General features: G+C 68.0%; 15 protein-coding genes. 13 read left to right on the top strand and 2 right to left on the bottom strand.

Annotated elements, in window-relative coordinates:
* The 3 genes from Q8M82_RS04055 to Q8M82_RS04045 form a co-directional block, all read left to right on the top strand.
* Positions 1-1,046 (top strand): FecCD family ABC transporter permease (locus Q8M82_RS04055; protein WP_371126228.1); only part of this gene is annotated, 1,046 nt, incomplete at its 5' end.
* Entirely contained in the window at positions 1,039-1,872 is an 834-nt protein-coding gene (locus Q8M82_RS04050) for a heme ABC transporter ATP-binding protein (protein WP_305690098.1), read from the top strand. The genes Q8M82_RS04055 and Q8M82_RS04050, both read left to right, overlap by 8 nt.
* A 118-nt stretch (positions 1,873-1,990) precedes the next feature.
* Positions 1,991-2,521, top strand: coding sequence for a L,D-transpeptidase (locus Q8M82_RS04045; protein ID WP_305690097.1), 531 nt, complete (start codon positions 1,991-1,993; stop codon positions 2,519-2,521).
* 10 nt (positions 2,522-2,531) lie between these two features.
* On the opposite strand, the gene Q8M82_RS04040 is transcribed toward Q8M82_RS04045, so the two are convergent.
* Complete coding sequence (locus tag Q8M82_RS04040) at positions 2,532-3,479, bottom strand: NAD(P)-dependent oxidoreductase (RefSeq protein ID WP_305690096.1); 948 nt, start codon at positions 3,477-3,479, stop codon at positions 2,532-2,534.
* A gap of 229 nt (positions 3,480-3,708) precedes the next feature.
* Between Q8M82_RS04040 and Q8M82_RS04035 the strand changes: the two genes are divergently transcribed.
* Positions 3,709-4,026, top strand: coding sequence for a DUF2853 family protein (locus Q8M82_RS04035; protein WP_305690095.1), 318 nt, complete (start codon positions 3,709-3,711; stop codon positions 4,024-4,026).
* A 95-nt stretch (positions 4,027-4,121) separates the two neighbouring features.
* On the opposite strand, the gene Q8M82_RS04030 is transcribed toward Q8M82_RS04035, so the two are convergent.
* Positions 4,122-5,423 (bottom strand): SAM-dependent methyltransferase, encoded by a 1,302-nt coding sequence (locus Q8M82_RS04030; RefSeq protein ID WP_305690094.1) that lies wholly within the window; start codon positions 5,421-5,423, stop codon positions 4,122-4,124.
* Positions 5,424-5,959: 536 nt separating this feature from the next.
* On the opposite strand from Q8M82_RS04030, the gene dctP reads away from it, so the two are divergent.
* The 9 genes from dctP to Q8M82_RS03985 all read left to right on the top strand — a co-directional run.
* Entirely contained in the window at positions 5,960-7,018 is a 1,059-nt protein-coding gene (dctP, locus tag Q8M82_RS04025; RefSeq protein ID WP_305690093.1) for a TRAP transporter substrate-binding protein DctP, read from the top strand.
* Positions 7,019-7,081: 63 nt separating this feature from the next.
* Positions 7,082-7,594, top strand: coding sequence for a TRAP transporter small permease subunit (locus Q8M82_RS04020; RefSeq protein ID WP_305690092.1), 513 nt, complete (start codon positions 7,082-7,084; stop codon positions 7,592-7,594).
* Positions 7,591-8,904, top strand: coding sequence for a TRAP transporter large permease (locus Q8M82_RS04015; protein WP_305690091.1), 1,314 nt, complete (start codon positions 7,591-7,593; stop codon positions 8,902-8,904). The genes Q8M82_RS04020 and Q8M82_RS04015 overlap by 4 nt, the downstream gene beginning before the upstream one ends.
* Before the next feature lie 72 nt (positions 8,905-8,976).
* The gene (locus Q8M82_RS04010; RefSeq protein WP_305690090.1) at positions 8,977-9,291 is read left to right on the top strand and encodes an NIPSNAP family protein; all 315 of its coding nucleotides are present in this window, start codon (positions 8,977-8,979) and stop codon (positions 9,289-9,291) included.
* Positions 9,288-10,115, top strand: a complete 828-nt coding sequence (locus Q8M82_RS04005; protein WP_305690089.1) for an alpha/beta fold hydrolase — start codon at positions 9,288-9,290, stop codon at positions 10,113-10,115. Before Q8M82_RS04010 ends, Q8M82_RS04005 begins: the two co-directional genes overlap by 4 nt.
* On the top strand, positions 10,112-10,918 hold the full coding sequence (locus Q8M82_RS04000) for an aspartate dehydrogenase (protein ID WP_305690088.1): 807 nt from the start codon (positions 10,112-10,114) through the stop codon (positions 10,916-10,918). The genes Q8M82_RS04005 and Q8M82_RS04000 overlap by 4 nt, the downstream gene beginning before the upstream one ends.
* 49 nt (positions 10,919-10,967) lie before the next feature.
* On the top strand, positions 10,968-11,753 hold the full coding sequence (locus tag Q8M82_RS03995) for an SDR family oxidoreductase (protein WP_305690087.1): 786 nt from the start codon (positions 10,968-10,970) through the stop codon (positions 11,751-11,753).
* 3 nt (positions 11,754-11,756) lie between these two features.
* On the top strand, positions 11,757-12,527 hold the full coding sequence (locus tag Q8M82_RS03990; RefSeq protein WP_305690086.1) for an SDR family NAD(P)-dependent oxidoreductase: 771 nt from the start codon (positions 11,757-11,759) through the stop codon (positions 12,525-12,527).
* A gap of 25 nt (positions 12,528-12,552) precedes the next feature.
* Positions 12,553-13,390: dihydrodipicolinate synthase family protein (locus Q8M82_RS03985; protein ID WP_305690085.1), on the top strand; the 838-nt coding region annotated here is incomplete at its 3' end.

The following is a 13,390-nucleotide window of genomic DNA, read 5'->3' as shown; positions in this document are numbered from 1 at the left end:
GCCGTCGCCGGCTGGCGCTGCTCGCCGGCGGGGCGCTGACGCTGGGCTGCCTCCTGCTGGCGCTCGTGGCGATCGGGCAGGGGGCCATTGCGATCCCGCCGGCACGGGTGGCGGAAATTCTCTGGGCCCGGTTCACCGGCGACGCCGCGGCGCTGGAAGGCCGCGACGTTCTGGTGGTGATGAACATCCGCGTCCCTCGCGTGTTGCTCGGCCTCCTGGTTGGGGCCGGTCTGGCGGTGTCGGGAGCGCTGATGCAGGGGCTGTTCCGCAATCCGCTGGCCGATCCCGGCCTCGTCGGCGTGTCTGCCGGTGCGGGGCTGGCCGCGGCGGCGACGATCGTGCTCGGCGACCGTTTCCTGACGGGGACGCTGATGAAGCTGCCCTTCGCGGTGCTGCCCTTCGGGGCCTTCTGCGGCGGCCTGATCTCGACGCTGGCGCTCTATCTCATCGCGACGCGGCAGGGGCGTACTTCGGTTGCGACCATGTTGCTCGCGGGCGTCGCGCTCGGTGCGCTGGCCGGGGCCATGACGGGGCTCCTCGCCTTCATCTCGGACGATCGCCAGCTGCGCGACTTGACCTTCTGGTCGATGGGCAGTCTCGGCGGGGCGAGCTGGACCAAGCTTTCGGCAATCGCGCCGATCATCATCCCGCTGCTGCTCGCCATGCCGCTGCTGGCGCGGGGGCTGAACGGGCTCATGCTGGGCGAGGCGGAAGCCTACCATCTCGGCATTCCGGTCCAGCGCATCAAGGCGCTGGCAATCCTGCTGGTGGCGCTGGCGGTCGGGGCGAGCGTTGCGGCCGCGGGGCTGATCGGTTTCGTGGGAATCGTGGTACCGCATCTGGTCCGCCTCGCCATCGGGCCGGACCATCGCCTGCTGCTGCCGCTCTCGGCCCTGGGCGGGGCCATCCTGCTGGTCGGCGCCGACATCGTCGCCCGGCTCGTCGTCGCTCCCGCCGAATTGCCGATCGGCATCGTCACGGCGGCGATCGGCGCGCCGTTCTTCCTCTGGCTGCTGCTGCGCCGTTCGGGACCGCTCGATGTCTGAGGCCGTTGCGAGTGAGACCTTTATCCAGGCCCGCGGCCTGAGCTTCCGGGCTGGGGGGCGGGACCTCGTGCGCGAGGCCTCGCTGGAGCTGGCGCCCGGGACGACGACAATCCTGATCGGACCCAACGGTGCCGGAAAGTCGACGCTGCTCAAGCTGATGACCGGCGAGGCGAAGCCGTCGGGCGGCGAGATCCGCATCGACGGAGAGGCGCTCACGGCGATCCCTGCCTGGCGGCTGGCCTGCCAGCGTGCCGTGATGGCCCAGCATGCGCGGCTGGTCTTTCCGTTCAGCGTCTATGAGGTCGCGAGCCTCGGCGTCGACGGCATCGGCCGGGCGATGACGCGCCTGCGGCGCGAGGCGCTGGTCGGCGAGAGCCTCGCGGCCGCAGGCGTGCTGGATCTGGCGGGGAGGGCCTATCAGACGCTCTCTGGCGGCGAGCAGCAGCGCGTCCAGTTCGCACGGGTGCTCTGCCAGATCGAGGCCGGGCGAAGCGTGGCGAGCCGGCAGGCGCTGTTCCTCGACGAGCCGATCGCCAGCCTCGACCTGTGCCATCAGCTCGCCCTGCTCGACATGGCGCGCGCCATCGCCGGACGCGGCGTCGCGGTGCTGATCGTGTTGCATGATCTCAACCTTGCGGTGACCTATGCCGACCATCTGGTGGTGATGGATCAGGGGCAGATCATCGCGCAGGGGGCTCCGGCGAAGACGCTCGACGATGCGCTGCTGCGCCAGGTCTTCAAGGTCGATCTCTCGCTCAGCCGGGCGCCGGCGCCCGGCCTGCCCTTCCTGCTGCCACAGCAGCACCGGATGAGTCCGGCTGCCTGAGGCGGGGTGGATTCAGCGGCGATTCATCCTGAATCCAGCCTTCACCATATCGTTCAACCGCCGATTCAGGGGTGCCGCCCCAGCTTCCACCCCGGACTGTTCCGGAGGAAGAGAGGCCATGGCCCCAAGGCGCACCGCGATGGAGATGGTTCTGGCTGCGGGGCTCGCCCTGCCACTCTGGGTGGCTGCTGCCGGCGAAGGCGCGGCGCGCGAGGTGGTGCAAGCGCCCGACCCGCGCTATCGCCCGGGCACCATCGTGATCCGCACGAACGAACGCCGGCTATACTTGGTGACCGCGCCCGGCGAGGCGATCCGCTACACCATCGCCGTCGGCAAGGCCGGCAAGCAGTGGCGGGGCGTCAAATATGTCGAGGAAATGCAGGTCGATCCGGCTTGGTCGCCGCCGGCCTCGGTGAGGCGCGACAATCCCCGACTGCCCGATGTCATTCCCGGCGGCTCGCCGCGCAACCCGATGGGCGCGCGCGTGATCGGGCTGGGGCCGGGCGGCGAATATGCAATCCACGGAACCAATATGCCGGGCACGATCGGAACGGCGGCGTCCTATGGCTGCTTCCGCATGCACAACCACGACGTTGCAGACCTCTATGACCGCGTTCGCATGGGCACGCCGGTCGTCGTGCTGCCCTGACCCAGAACGGCTAGAGCGGCACGCCGGAAGGCAGCGGCCCGCCTGAGAAGAAGGCCTCGAGATTGCGCAGCAGCAGCTCCTGCTGGGCCGCCTGGGCGCTGTCGGCCATCGCGGCGATATGCGGCGTGAGCACCGCGTTGTCGAGAGCCTTGAGCCGGTCGGGCACGTGGGGCTCCGCCTCGAAGACGTCGAGCCCTGCACCCGCGATCACGCCCTGCTCGAGCGCCGCGCAAAGCGCCTCCTCGTCGACGGCGATGCCGCGCGAGATGTTGACGAGATGGCCCTGCGGCCCCAGCGCCTTCAGGACGCCCGCATCGACGGCATGGCGGTTCTCCGCGCTGGCGCGCACGGCGACCATCAGCACGTCGGACCACTCCGCCAGCCCGACCAGGCTGTCCTCGTAGCGATAGGGCAGCTCCGCGCGCTGCGTCCGGTTGTGATAGGCGACCTCCATGCCGAGCGCCGCGGCGATGGTCGCGATGCGGCCGCCGATGGCGCCGAGCCCGTAGACGCCGAGACGACGGCCGCGCAATCCGGGCACGATCGGCATGCGCTCGATGGCGTTGCCCTGCCAGCGCCCGGCGCGAACGAAGCGGTCGCCCTTGCCGATCTGCCGGACGCTGGCCAGCATCAGTCCGATCGCGAACTCCGCCACCGCATCGGCATTGGCGTCGGCCGCGTTGCTGAGCAGGATGCCGCGCGCCTTGGCGTGGGCCTGGTCCACACCCTCGATGCCCGTGCCATAGCAGGCGATCAGGCCGAGACCGGGCAGGGCGTCGATCAGGGCTGCGTCGGTGCGCCAGCCACCGACCGTCAGAAGCACGCGCGCCGCATCCGCGCCCGGCGGCAGCGCCTCCGGCACCGGCCGCTCTATCGGCCCGAGCACGATGTAGTCCCGTTGCAGCCTCGCGACCAGGGCGGCGGGCATCTTCGGGGCCATCAGGATGGTCGGCTTCATCGCGTCGTCTCCGGTCGATGCTGCATCGCAGCATCTCAACGACGAGGGCTCAACCGTCGCGAGCGCGCAGGCGGCATCCGTTTCCTGCATCACGGCCGAGCCTTGCGATGGGTCAAAAATGCGCGGCGGCGGGCCGGCGCCTATCGACAGCGCGTAAATCCGCGTTAACGTTTGGTCGCGCGACAGCAACAACCGAGCGCGGCGCCGCTCGGAGCAAGAGGGGCTTACGATGGATCATCTGGCCGACGTGAAGAAATTCGCCAAGAAGCCGCTCAATGAAGCGGCCTTCGCCGGTATGGCGAAGTCCTATGCGCTCGTTATGAGCAAGCCCGACACCCGCTATGTCGCCTGTTCCGACGCCACCGAACTGGAGCGCGTCCGCGAAAACTTCCTGAAAAAGAAGCTCGGCCTCAAGACCGCAGACCTCGATGCCTCGATCAAGGCGATCTGCGAGCACATGAAGGCCGACAAGACCAAGTCGCGGCTGACCTTCTACTATCTGCTCGCCGAGCATTACGGGAAACTCGACGCCTTTGTGAAGAAGTAGGCTGAACGTCATTCTCGGGCGAAGCGAAGCGCAGGCCCGAGAATCTCGATCCGGAGAGGCTCGGGTCGAGCCCGAGCGTGACGCCCGCGACGCTTCTAGCGATACAGATCCGCCCGCGTCAGCGGCAGGCCCGAGGCGCCCTTGCGGCGCTTCGAGGCCAGTGTCTGGTTGACGAGCGCGCCGCCCCGCTCGAAGGCGAGCGAGCAGCCGGCCAGATACAACAGCCACATCCGCGTCCGCTCGGGGCCGATCTCGGCCTCGGCCTGCGCCCGGTTGGCCTCGAGCCGTTCCCACCAGAGCCGCGTCGTGCGCTGATAGTGTTCGCGCCAGCCCTCGACGTCGTGGACCTCGAAGCCGTGGCGCTCGAGATTGGTGATCGACATGCCGAGATGGTCGAGTTCGCCGCCGGGGAAGATGTAGCGCACCAGCGCGCGGTATTCGGCTGGCATCCTGTTGAAGGCCTTGTCGGTCTTCTTGGCGCGCCGCGAGATGGTGTGGTGCAGATAGAGGCCGCGCGGGCGCAGCAGCCGGTTCACCGCGCGGAAATAGTCCGGGTGGTTGCGGATGCCGACCTGCTCGAACATGCCGATCGACGAGATCTTGTCGAACTGCCCCTCCATCTGGGTGTAGTCGCGCAGATGCAGGGTGACGCGACCGGTGAGGCCGAGCCGCTCGACCTTCTCCTGGGCGAGCTTGAACTGTTCTTCCGCCAGCGTCACGCCATGGGCCTCGACGCCATAATGCTGCGCGGCGTGGCAGACCAGCGCGCCCCAGCCGCAGCCGATGTCCAGAAAGCGGTCGCCGGGCTTGAGCCGCAGCTTGCGGCAGATCATGTCGAGCTTGTCGCGCTGGGCACGGGCGATGTCGCCGTGGTCCTCGGTGAAGTAAGCGCAGGTGTAGACCATCTCCTCGTCGAGGAAGAGGCGATAGAAGGCATTCGAGACGTCGTAATGATAGGCGACGTTGGCCTTGTTGGTGGCGGGCGCGCCGTCGCGGGCGATCTCGTCACCCCGGCGATGGTCGACCGCGCTGGGCGCCGCGCCGGGCGCCAGGATGAAGCGGCGGAAAACGTCGAAGATCGCCGCCTTTGGGATGGTGCGGGCGAGCCGGCCGATCTTGCCCTCGGGCCGCGCCGTCGCGAGATCGAAGATCGAGCCGTTGAGCAGGGCGATGCGCTCGCTGATGTGCAGGTTCAGCAGCGTGTCGAGCTTCGGCTTGCGCATCAGCGCGGCGACGGCGCCGGAATCCCGGATGGCGATGGCGAGGCCGTCCGCCGGCCAGCCCTCCGGAACCCGGCTGCCGTCCCAGAGCCGGAAACCGAATTTCAGCCCCAGCTTGTCATGCGCCTGCGCAAGAAGATGCCGCAATGCGGCAAGACGCTTTCGCTCGATATCCATCCCGCACCCGCCGCCCCTGACCGCGCCCTGTTTGGCGGCGGCGGGCCCGATTGGCAACCCGCCGACCGCGCGGGCCGGGCGCGATCTCACTTTAGGTCTCGCTCCACACGGCGGGGGCCGCTCCCAAGTTTGATCTGGATCAATCTTGCGAGGGGTCTGACGCCATGCTGATATATGACGGATCGAGGCGGCGGGCCGCTGGTAGCCGACTGTCATTTCGATGAAGCTGGCGATGATGCCCAAGTTCAAGGGATGTCGCAGGCCGGTTGGCGCGATCCTTGCGTCAGCCGGCTCCGAAGCCGGAGCCTGTTTGTGCACGGCAATATATGAGCTGCTTCGCCGTCTGGCCCGTTCGGCCGGGGCGGTATGTCAGGCCGGCTGAGGAGGCGGCCGAAGAGAGGCGGGGCGCATGAGGGCGCCTGCCTGTGACGAAGACTGCGTTCTCGCGCCGGCACAGGCCATCAAGGCCGGTCGGCGCGGCGGGCCGAGTTGCCTGTGGATCGAAAAACATCGCAACAGAGGGAAAGGCAAAAACCATGACCGGATTCAAGACCGTCGTCGCCGCGCTCGCCACCGCCGCCGGCCTCGCACTCGGCGCGCAGGGCGCGCTGGCGCAGAACAAGATGGAACTCAACATGGCGACGCCCTGGGCGGGCGGCCACTGGCTCGACATCGGCGCCAAGAAATATGCCGAGAATGTCGAGCGCATGACCGAGGGTCGGATCAAGATCAACGTCTTCCCCGCCGGCGCGCTCGGCCCGGCGCTGAAGGTCACGGAAACCGTCCAGAAGGGCGTCGCCGATATGGGCCATAGCTGGCCGGGCTACGACTGGGCGGTCGATCGCACGGGCGCCATCTTCTCCGGCTGGTCGGCAGGGCCGAACCCGGAAGAGATGATGATGTGGCTCTACAATGGCGGCGGCGCCGATCTCTGGAAGCAGTGGCGCAAGGAGAAGTTCGACGTCGTCGCCTTCCCCTGCGGCGTGCTCGAGACCGAGTTCTTCATGCACTCCCACAAGCCGATCCGCACCGTCGAGGACATGAAGGGGCTGAAGCTGCGGACCTCGTCCTCCTGGGCCGAAATCGCGCCGATGCTCGGCGCCTCGACGGTCGTGCTGCCGGGCTCCGAGGTCTTCAGTGCGCTGGAGCGCAAGGTGGTCGACGCCATCGAATGGGGCGGCCCGGGCAGCAACCTGTCGGAGGGTTTCCACAAGGTCGCCAAGTACATCATCATGCCCGGCCTGCATGCGCCGTCGGGCGCGCATGACTGCATCTTCAACAACGCGACCTGGGCCAAGATCGGCGACAAGGACAAGCAGCTGCTCGAACTCGCCGGCCGCCTGACCGTGCTCGATACCTATCTCGGTTACGCCAAGAGCGACCTCGACGCCTACAAGCAGATCAAGGCGAGCAACATCGAGGTGATCCAGGTCGATCCGAAGCTGACCGCCGCCGTGGTCAAGGCCTCGGGCGAATGGGCCGACAAGCAGGCGGCCTCGAACGCCTGGTTCAAGAAGGCCTATGACAGCCAGAAGGCCTTCATGGCGAGCGTCAAGCCGCTCAGCGAATTCCGTTTCGCCGTCGGCTCGCGCTGATCCCTCGCCCGCGGGGGCGGCCTCGATGGTCGCTGCCGCGGGCCTCCCGGCGCGAGGTCGTCCATGCCCATCGTCCGTTTCATCAACATTCTCTCGCTCTGGTCGGGGCGCGTGGGCGCGCTCGTCGTTCTCCCGCTCGTGCTGGCAATGGTGTTCGAGGTGGTCAGCCGCTACGCCTTCGCGGCGCCGACACAATGGGCCTTCGAGCTCAGCTACATGATGATGGGCACGATCTTCCTGCTCGGCCTGTCCTATGCCGTGCTGATGGACCAGCATGTGAACGTCGATTTCATCCACCAGTTGCTGCCCCGCCGGGCGGTCGCGACGATCGATGCGATCGGCTACCTGATCATGGCCGGGATGCTGGCCTGGCTGACCAATGCGCTCGTCGGAAACGTCGCCAGTGTCTACCGCACCGGCGAGGGCACGGGGCTTTCGGCCTGGAACCCGCCGATCTGGCCCTATCGCGTGATCTACGTGATCGGCTTCGCGCTCTTCGGCCTGCAGTGCTTCGCCAAGGCCATCGAAAACCTGCTGGTCGTCTTCGGCCGCGCGACGGAGAGCCCGGCCCGATGACCGCCCAGACCGTCCTGTGGATGTTCCCGGCCCTGCTGGGGCTGATCTTCCTTGGCTTCCCCGTCGCCCTGTCGATGATGATCGCGGCGCTCGGTTTCGGCCTGATGCGCTTCGGCGGCACGCTCGTGCACCAGTTCGCGCAGCGTATCGACGATCTCTCGACCAACTACGTGCTGGGCGCGATCCCGCTCTTCATCTTCATGGGCTCGATCCTGGAGCGGGCCGGCATCGCGGAACGGCTGTTCGACGCGCTCTACATGTGGACGCGGCGCTTGCCCGGCGGGCTCGCCATCGCGGCCCTTCTGATGTGCACGATCTTTGCCGCCGCCAGCGGCGTCGTCGGCGCGACCGAGACGCTGGTCGGCATGCTCGCGATCCCGGCCATGGTGAAACGCCGTTACGACAACAAGCTGATCGCCGGCACGATCTGCGGTGGTGGATCGCTGGGCACGATCATCCCGCCCTCGGTTCCGGTCGTCGTTCTCGCGCCGATCGCGACCCTGCCGATCGGCGACCTGCTGGCCGGAATCCTGATTCCTGGCCTGACGATGTCAGCCCTGTTCATCCTCTACATCCTGATCGCGTGCGGGCTGAAGCCGTCCCTGGCGCCGCCGGAGCAGGACCCCGACCCGCGCAGCCTGGGCGAGAAGATCAGGTTCACGCTCGTGGCGCTCGTGCCGCCGGGCTTCCTCATCTTCACGGTGCTGGGCACGCTGTTCACGGGCATGGCGACGCCGACCGAGGCCGCCGCCTGCGGCTCGCTCGGCGTGCTGCTGCTGGCGATCGTCTACCGGCGCATGACCTGGCGCCTGCTGTTCCAGGCCTCTCTGCAGACCGTCGGGCTGACGGCGATGATCCTCGCCATCATCTTGGCGGGCGGCATGTTCTCGGGCGTGTTCTTCGCTTCCGGGGGCATGACGGCGACCAAGGGCATTCTCGACGCGCTCGGCCTCTCGCCCTGGTCGGTCGTCGCGGCGATCCTGTTCGTCGTCTTCATCCTCGGCTTCATCGTGGACTCGATTTCGATCATCCTGATCGTCACGCCGATCGCGATCCCGCTGGTGAAGAGCTTCGGGCTCGATCCGCTGTGGTTCTCGGTGGTGATGCTGGTGATGCTGCAGACGGCCTATCTGACGCCGCCGATGGCGCCGTCGATCTTCTACCTGAAGGCGATCGCGCCGCCGACGATGCGCCTGCAGGACATGTACTGGGGCGTGATCCCCTTCATCATCTGCCAGATCGTCGTGCTGCTGCTGCTGTTGTTCTTCCCGGGGATGGCGACCTGGATGCCGAAGGTCATGTATGGCTGACGGCGGCAGAGCCGTCCGTGTCCACGGGCCGGTGTCTGGCCTGCCCAGGGCGAAGCGAGAGCGAGACCAACGATGATCTATGAAGAGCGCGACTATCGCATCAAGGCGGGCAAGCTGGCCGAGTTCGTGAAGCTGTATGGCGAATACGGGCTGCCGCTGCAGAAGGAGCATCTGGGCAGCTTCATCGCCGATTTCACCACGGAGATCGGCGAGCTCAACCATGTCGTCGCGCTGTGGAGCTACAACAGCCTCGACGAACGGGCCGCCAAGCGCAAGGCGATGCTGGCCGACCCGCGCTGGCAGGACTATCTCAAGCGTGTCGACGGGCTGATCGACATCCAGAACTCGCGCATCCTGACGCCCGTCGCCTATTCGCCGCTGCAATGAGCGCCACTCCTGCAACCGGCCCTTCCGGGTCCTTCACCGTCACGACTGCGGACGGGGCGGAGCTGCAGGCCTTCGCCGAGGGCGAGGGGCCGGCGCTGCTGCTCGTCAGCGGGCTTGGCGGCACGGCGGGCTTCTGGAAGAGCAACACGGCGACGCTGGCGCGCTCCTTCCGCGTGATCCGCTTCGACCAGCGCGGCATCGGGGCGAGCACGAGGGGCAGTGCGCCCTGCACCATCGACCAGCTCGCGCGCGACTGCCTGAGCGTGCTCGACGGGGCCGGTGTCGAGCGGGCCGTGCTGCTGGGCCATTCGACCGGCGGCTGCATCGGGCAGGCGCTCGGGCGGATCGCGCCGGAACGGCTCGACGGGCTGATCCTGAGTGCCACCTGGCTGAAGCCGAGCCATTATATGGATGCGCTGTTCGGCGCGCGGCGGGCCATTCTCGCCGAGAACCCGCAGGCCTATGCGGCCACCGCCGTGCTGATCTCCTACCCGCCGGCCTGGCTAGAGGCGCATTGGAGCGTCTACGAGGCGGCCATCGCGGCGGCGCCCGTCTCGGCGGAAGCCCGCCAGATCGTACGCGAGCGGATCGATGCGCTGCTTTCCTTCGACGGCTCGGCCGACATCGCCGCGCTGCCGATGCCGACGCTGGTGCTGGGCGCGCGGGACGACATGATCGTGCCGGCGTTCCTGCAGGAGGATCTCGCTGCGGCCCTGCCCGGCGCCCGCAAGATCCTGCTCGATTCCGGCGGGCATTTCTTCCCCGTCTCGCGGCCCGATGCCTTCACGGCCAAGGTCGTCGAATGGATCGGTGAACTGGCATGAGCGCGCGTCGGGTTGTCCTGATCGGCTATGGCGCGATCGCCGGCGACGTCGCTGCGGCGCTGAGGACGGCGCCGGAACCGGGCTATGCGCTCGCGGTTCTGCTGCGGCCGGGTTCGTCGTCGGCCGGTCGCGTGCCGGAGGGCATGCCGATCCTGGACGGGTCCGACGCGGTTGCGGCCTTCGCTCCCGATCTGGTGATCGAGGCCGCCGGCCATGGCGCGGTGCGCGAGAGCGTGCCGGGCTGCCTGGCGCTCGGCCTGCCGGTGCTGATCTCGTCGATCGGTGCGCTGCATGACGAAGACCTCTTCGCCGATCTCGTCGCCACCGCGCGCCAGGGCCGCGGGCGGCTGCTGCTGGTCTCGGGCGCGCTCGGCGGGCTCGACTATGTCCGGGCCGTGCGCCACGCCCAGCAGCTCGACCTGCGCTACGAGTCACGCAAGCCGCCGGCTGCCTGGGCCGCCGAATTGCGCGCGCTCGGCCATGATCCGGCGGCATTGGCCGGGCCAGTGACGCTGTTCTCAGGCACGGCGCGCGAGGCGGCGGCGCTCTACCCGCAGAACCTCAACGTCGCGGCGGCGCTCGCACTGGCGGGGCCGGGCTTCGAGGCGACCGGCGTCGATGTCGTCTGCGATCCCGCCGCGAGCGGCAATACGCATGTGGTCAAAGCGAGCAGCGAATTCGGGACGCTGTCGCTCGAGATCGCGAACCAGCCGTCGCCGACCAACCCGAAATCGTCCTGGATCGTCGCACAGGCCATTCTGGCGGCGGTCGATCAACATTTCTCCCCTGTGGTGATGCTATGAGCGCAGAGCGCCGAGATCCTCACGGGGCCGTCCAAGGGAGTCCGAGGCCATGAGACTTGCAGGCAAGATCGCGATCATCACCGGTGGCGGCTCCGGCATCGGCCATGCGGCCTGTGTCCTCTTCGCCCGCGAGGGGGCGACCGTCATCGTCGCGGATCGCGATGCCGCGGCCGCTCAGCGCGTCGCCTCCGAGATCGCAGGGCAGGGCGGCCGGGCGGTGGCGCATCAGGTCGATGTGAGCCGGGATGCCGAGGTGGCGGGGATGATCGCGAAGGCGGTCGCCGATCACGGCCGGCTCGATATTCTCGTCAACAATGCCGGCTACGGCATCGCCGGAACCGTGGTGTCGACTTCGGAGGCCGACTGGAACGCGCTCATGGCGGTCAACGTCAACGGCGTCTTCCTCGGTTGCAAGCACGCGATCCCGGTGATGGCGCGACAGGGTGGCGGCGCCATCGTCAACACAGCGTCGGCGGTGGCGAATGTCGGCATCCATGACCGCGCGGCTTACGTCGCCTCGAAGGGGGCTGTGGCGGCGCTGACGCGGGCCATGGCGGTGGACCATGTCGATCAGAAGATCCGGATCAATGCGGTGGCGCCCGGCACGATCGAATCGCCTTATTTCACGCGGATCCTGAGCGGGCCCGACGGCGCGGAACTGCGTCGCGGCCTCGAGGAGCGCCAGGCGATGGAACGCCTCGGGCAGCCGATCGAGATCGCCCAGGCGATGCTCTGGCTCGCCAGCGACGACGCCTCCTTCTGCACCGGCACCGTTCTCGTCGTCGATGGCGGCTGGACGGCCCGTGGTGACCGCAAACCCAAGACACAAGGCTGACAGATGTATGGATTGAACGGCCGTAAGGCGATCGTCACCGGAGGCGCCCACGGCATCGGCCGGGCGATCGCGGCGCGGCTCGTGGCCGAGGGCTGCGAGGTCGGCATCTTCGACCTCGACCGCGCGGCGGCTCAGGCGACCGCCGACGCGCTCACCGCGGAGGGCGGCCGGGTCGTGGTGGCGGCGGGCGACGTCTCCTCGCTAGACGATGTCGCGGCGGGCATCGGCGCGCTGAAAGAGGCGCTCGGCCCCATCGACATCCTCGTCAACAATGCCGGCATCTGCAAGGTCGGCAAGCTGCTTGAGACGAGCGAGGCGGAGTGGAAGGCGACCTTCGGCATCAATGTCGACGGGCTGTTCCATGTCACGCGGCAGGTCGCGCCCGGCATGGTCGAGCGCCGCCGCGGCACGATCGTCAACATCGCCTCCTGGATGGGCAAGTCGGGCGTGGCGGCCTACGGCGCCTATTGCGCCTCGAAATTCGCGGTGGTCTCGCTGACGCAGTCGCTGGCGCTCGAGATCGGCGAATACGGCATCCGGGTGAACGCGATCGCGCCCGGCCTGATCGTGGAGACCAAGATGCGCGACGAATCCGAGATCCAGCGCGCGGCCGAGGGGCTGCCGACGGCCAAGGACCGGGCCAAGACGATTCCGCTGCGCCGCGCCGGCCTGCCTTCCGACATCGCCAAGACGGTGGCTTTTCTCGCCTCCGACGAGGCAGACTACATCACAGGCGAAACCATCAGCGTCACCGGCGGCATCTGGAACGACTGATCCGCCGCAACGACAGGAGACGGCCATGCCTCGCTTCAAGGACTTCCGGCCCGCCGGCGTGATCCCGGCGACGCTGCTCGCACTCCATGACGACATGACCATCGACGAGCGCCAGACGCGCCGCCATCTGCGCGATTGCGCGCTGGTCGACGGGGTCAGCGCGGTCACCGTCAACGGCCATGCCTCCGAGGTGCATGCCTGCTCCTTCGACGAGCAGCAGCAGATCCTGGCGGCCTCGCTGACCGAGGTCGGCGACCGGGTGCCGCTGATCAACGGCATCTATGCCGATGGCTCGATCGAGGCGGCCCGGCTGGCGGCGATGGCGGCGCGCGAGGGCGCCTCGGCCCTGCTGGTCTTCCCGCCCAACAGCATGGCGATGGGCGGGCAGTTGCGGCCGGAGATGGCGATCGCGCATTATCGGCGCATCGCCGACGCCACGGATCTGCCGATCATCGCCTTCCAGTATCCGATGGGCGGCGGGCTGGGCTATCCGTTCGAAACGCTGCTGGCGCTGTTCGACGCGGTGCCGACGATTGTCGCGATCAAGGACTGGTCGAACGATCCGATGCTGCATGAGAAGCATATCCGAACGTTCCAAACCCTGCCGCGCCCGGTGAACGTGCTCACCACCCATTCCTCCTGGCTGATGGCCTCGCTCACGCTGGGCTGCAACGGGCTGCTCTCGGGCTCGGGCAGCGTCATCGCCGATCTGCAGGTGGCGCTGTGGCGGGCGGTCCAGGCGGGCGATCTCAAGGCGGCGCAGGCGGTCAACGACCGCATCGTGCCGCTGTCGCAGGCCTTCTACGCGCCCCCCTTCCTCGACATGCACAACCGCATGAAGGAGGCTCTCGCCCTGCTCGGCC

The organism is Allobosea sp., assembly GCF_030694325.1.
In the GTDB taxonomy this organism is placed as follows: Bacteria; Pseudomonadota; Alphaproteobacteria; order Rhizobiales; family Beijerinckiaceae; genus Allobosea.
The sequence above is the reverse complement of the archived record's forward strand: the minus strand, read 5'-3'. Positions and strand labels throughout refer to the sequence as shown.

Bases quoted from the DNA above. Each gene is read 5' to 3' on its own strand.
- Q8M82_RS04050 (WP_305690098.1), top strand. From the start codon at position 1,039: ATGTCTGAGGCCGTTGCGAGTGAGACCTTTATCCAGGCCCGCGGCCTG.
- Q8M82_RS04045 (WP_305690097.1), top strand. From the start codon at position 1,991: ATGGCCCCAAGGCGCACCGCGATGGAGATGGTTCTGGCTGCGGGGCTC.
- Q8M82_RS04040 (WP_305690096.1), bottom strand. From the start codon at position 3,479: ATGAAGCCGACCATCCTGATGGCCCCGAAGATGCCCGCCGCCCTGGTC.
- Q8M82_RS04035 (WP_305690095.1), top strand. From the start codon at position 3,709: ATGGATCATCTGGCCGACGTGAAGAAATTCGCCAAGAAGCCGCTCAAT.
- Q8M82_RS04030 (WP_305690094.1), bottom strand. From the start codon at position 5,423: ATGGATATCGAGCGAAAGCGTCTTGCCGCATTGCGGCATCTTCTTGCG.
- dctP (WP_305690093.1), top strand. From the start codon at position 5,960: ATGACCGGATTCAAGACCGTCGTCGCCGCGCTCGCCACCGCCGCCGGC.
- Q8M82_RS04020 (WP_305690092.1), top strand. From the start codon at position 7,082: ATGCCCATCGTCCGTTTCATCAACATTCTCTCGCTCTGGTCGGGGCGC.
- Q8M82_RS04015 (WP_305690091.1), top strand. From the start codon at position 7,591: ATGACCGCCCAGACCGTCCTGTGGATGTTCCCGGCCCTGCTGGGGCTG.
- Q8M82_RS04010 (WP_305690090.1), top strand. From the start codon at position 8,977: ATGATCTATGAAGAGCGCGACTATCGCATCAAGGCGGGCAAGCTGGCC.
- Q8M82_RS04005 (WP_305690089.1), top strand. From the start codon at position 9,288: ATGAGCGCCACTCCTGCAACCGGCCCTTCCGGGTCCTTCACCGTCACG.
- Q8M82_RS04000 (WP_305690088.1), top strand. From the start codon at position 10,112: ATGAGCGCGCGTCGGGTTGTCCTGATCGGCTATGGCGCGATCGCCGGC.
- Q8M82_RS03995 (WP_305690087.1), top strand. From the start codon at position 10,968: ATGAGACTTGCAGGCAAGATCGCGATCATCACCGGTGGCGGCTCCGGC.
- Q8M82_RS03990 (WP_305690086.1), top strand. From the start codon at position 11,757: ATGTATGGATTGAACGGCCGTAAGGCGATCGTCACCGGAGGCGCCCAC.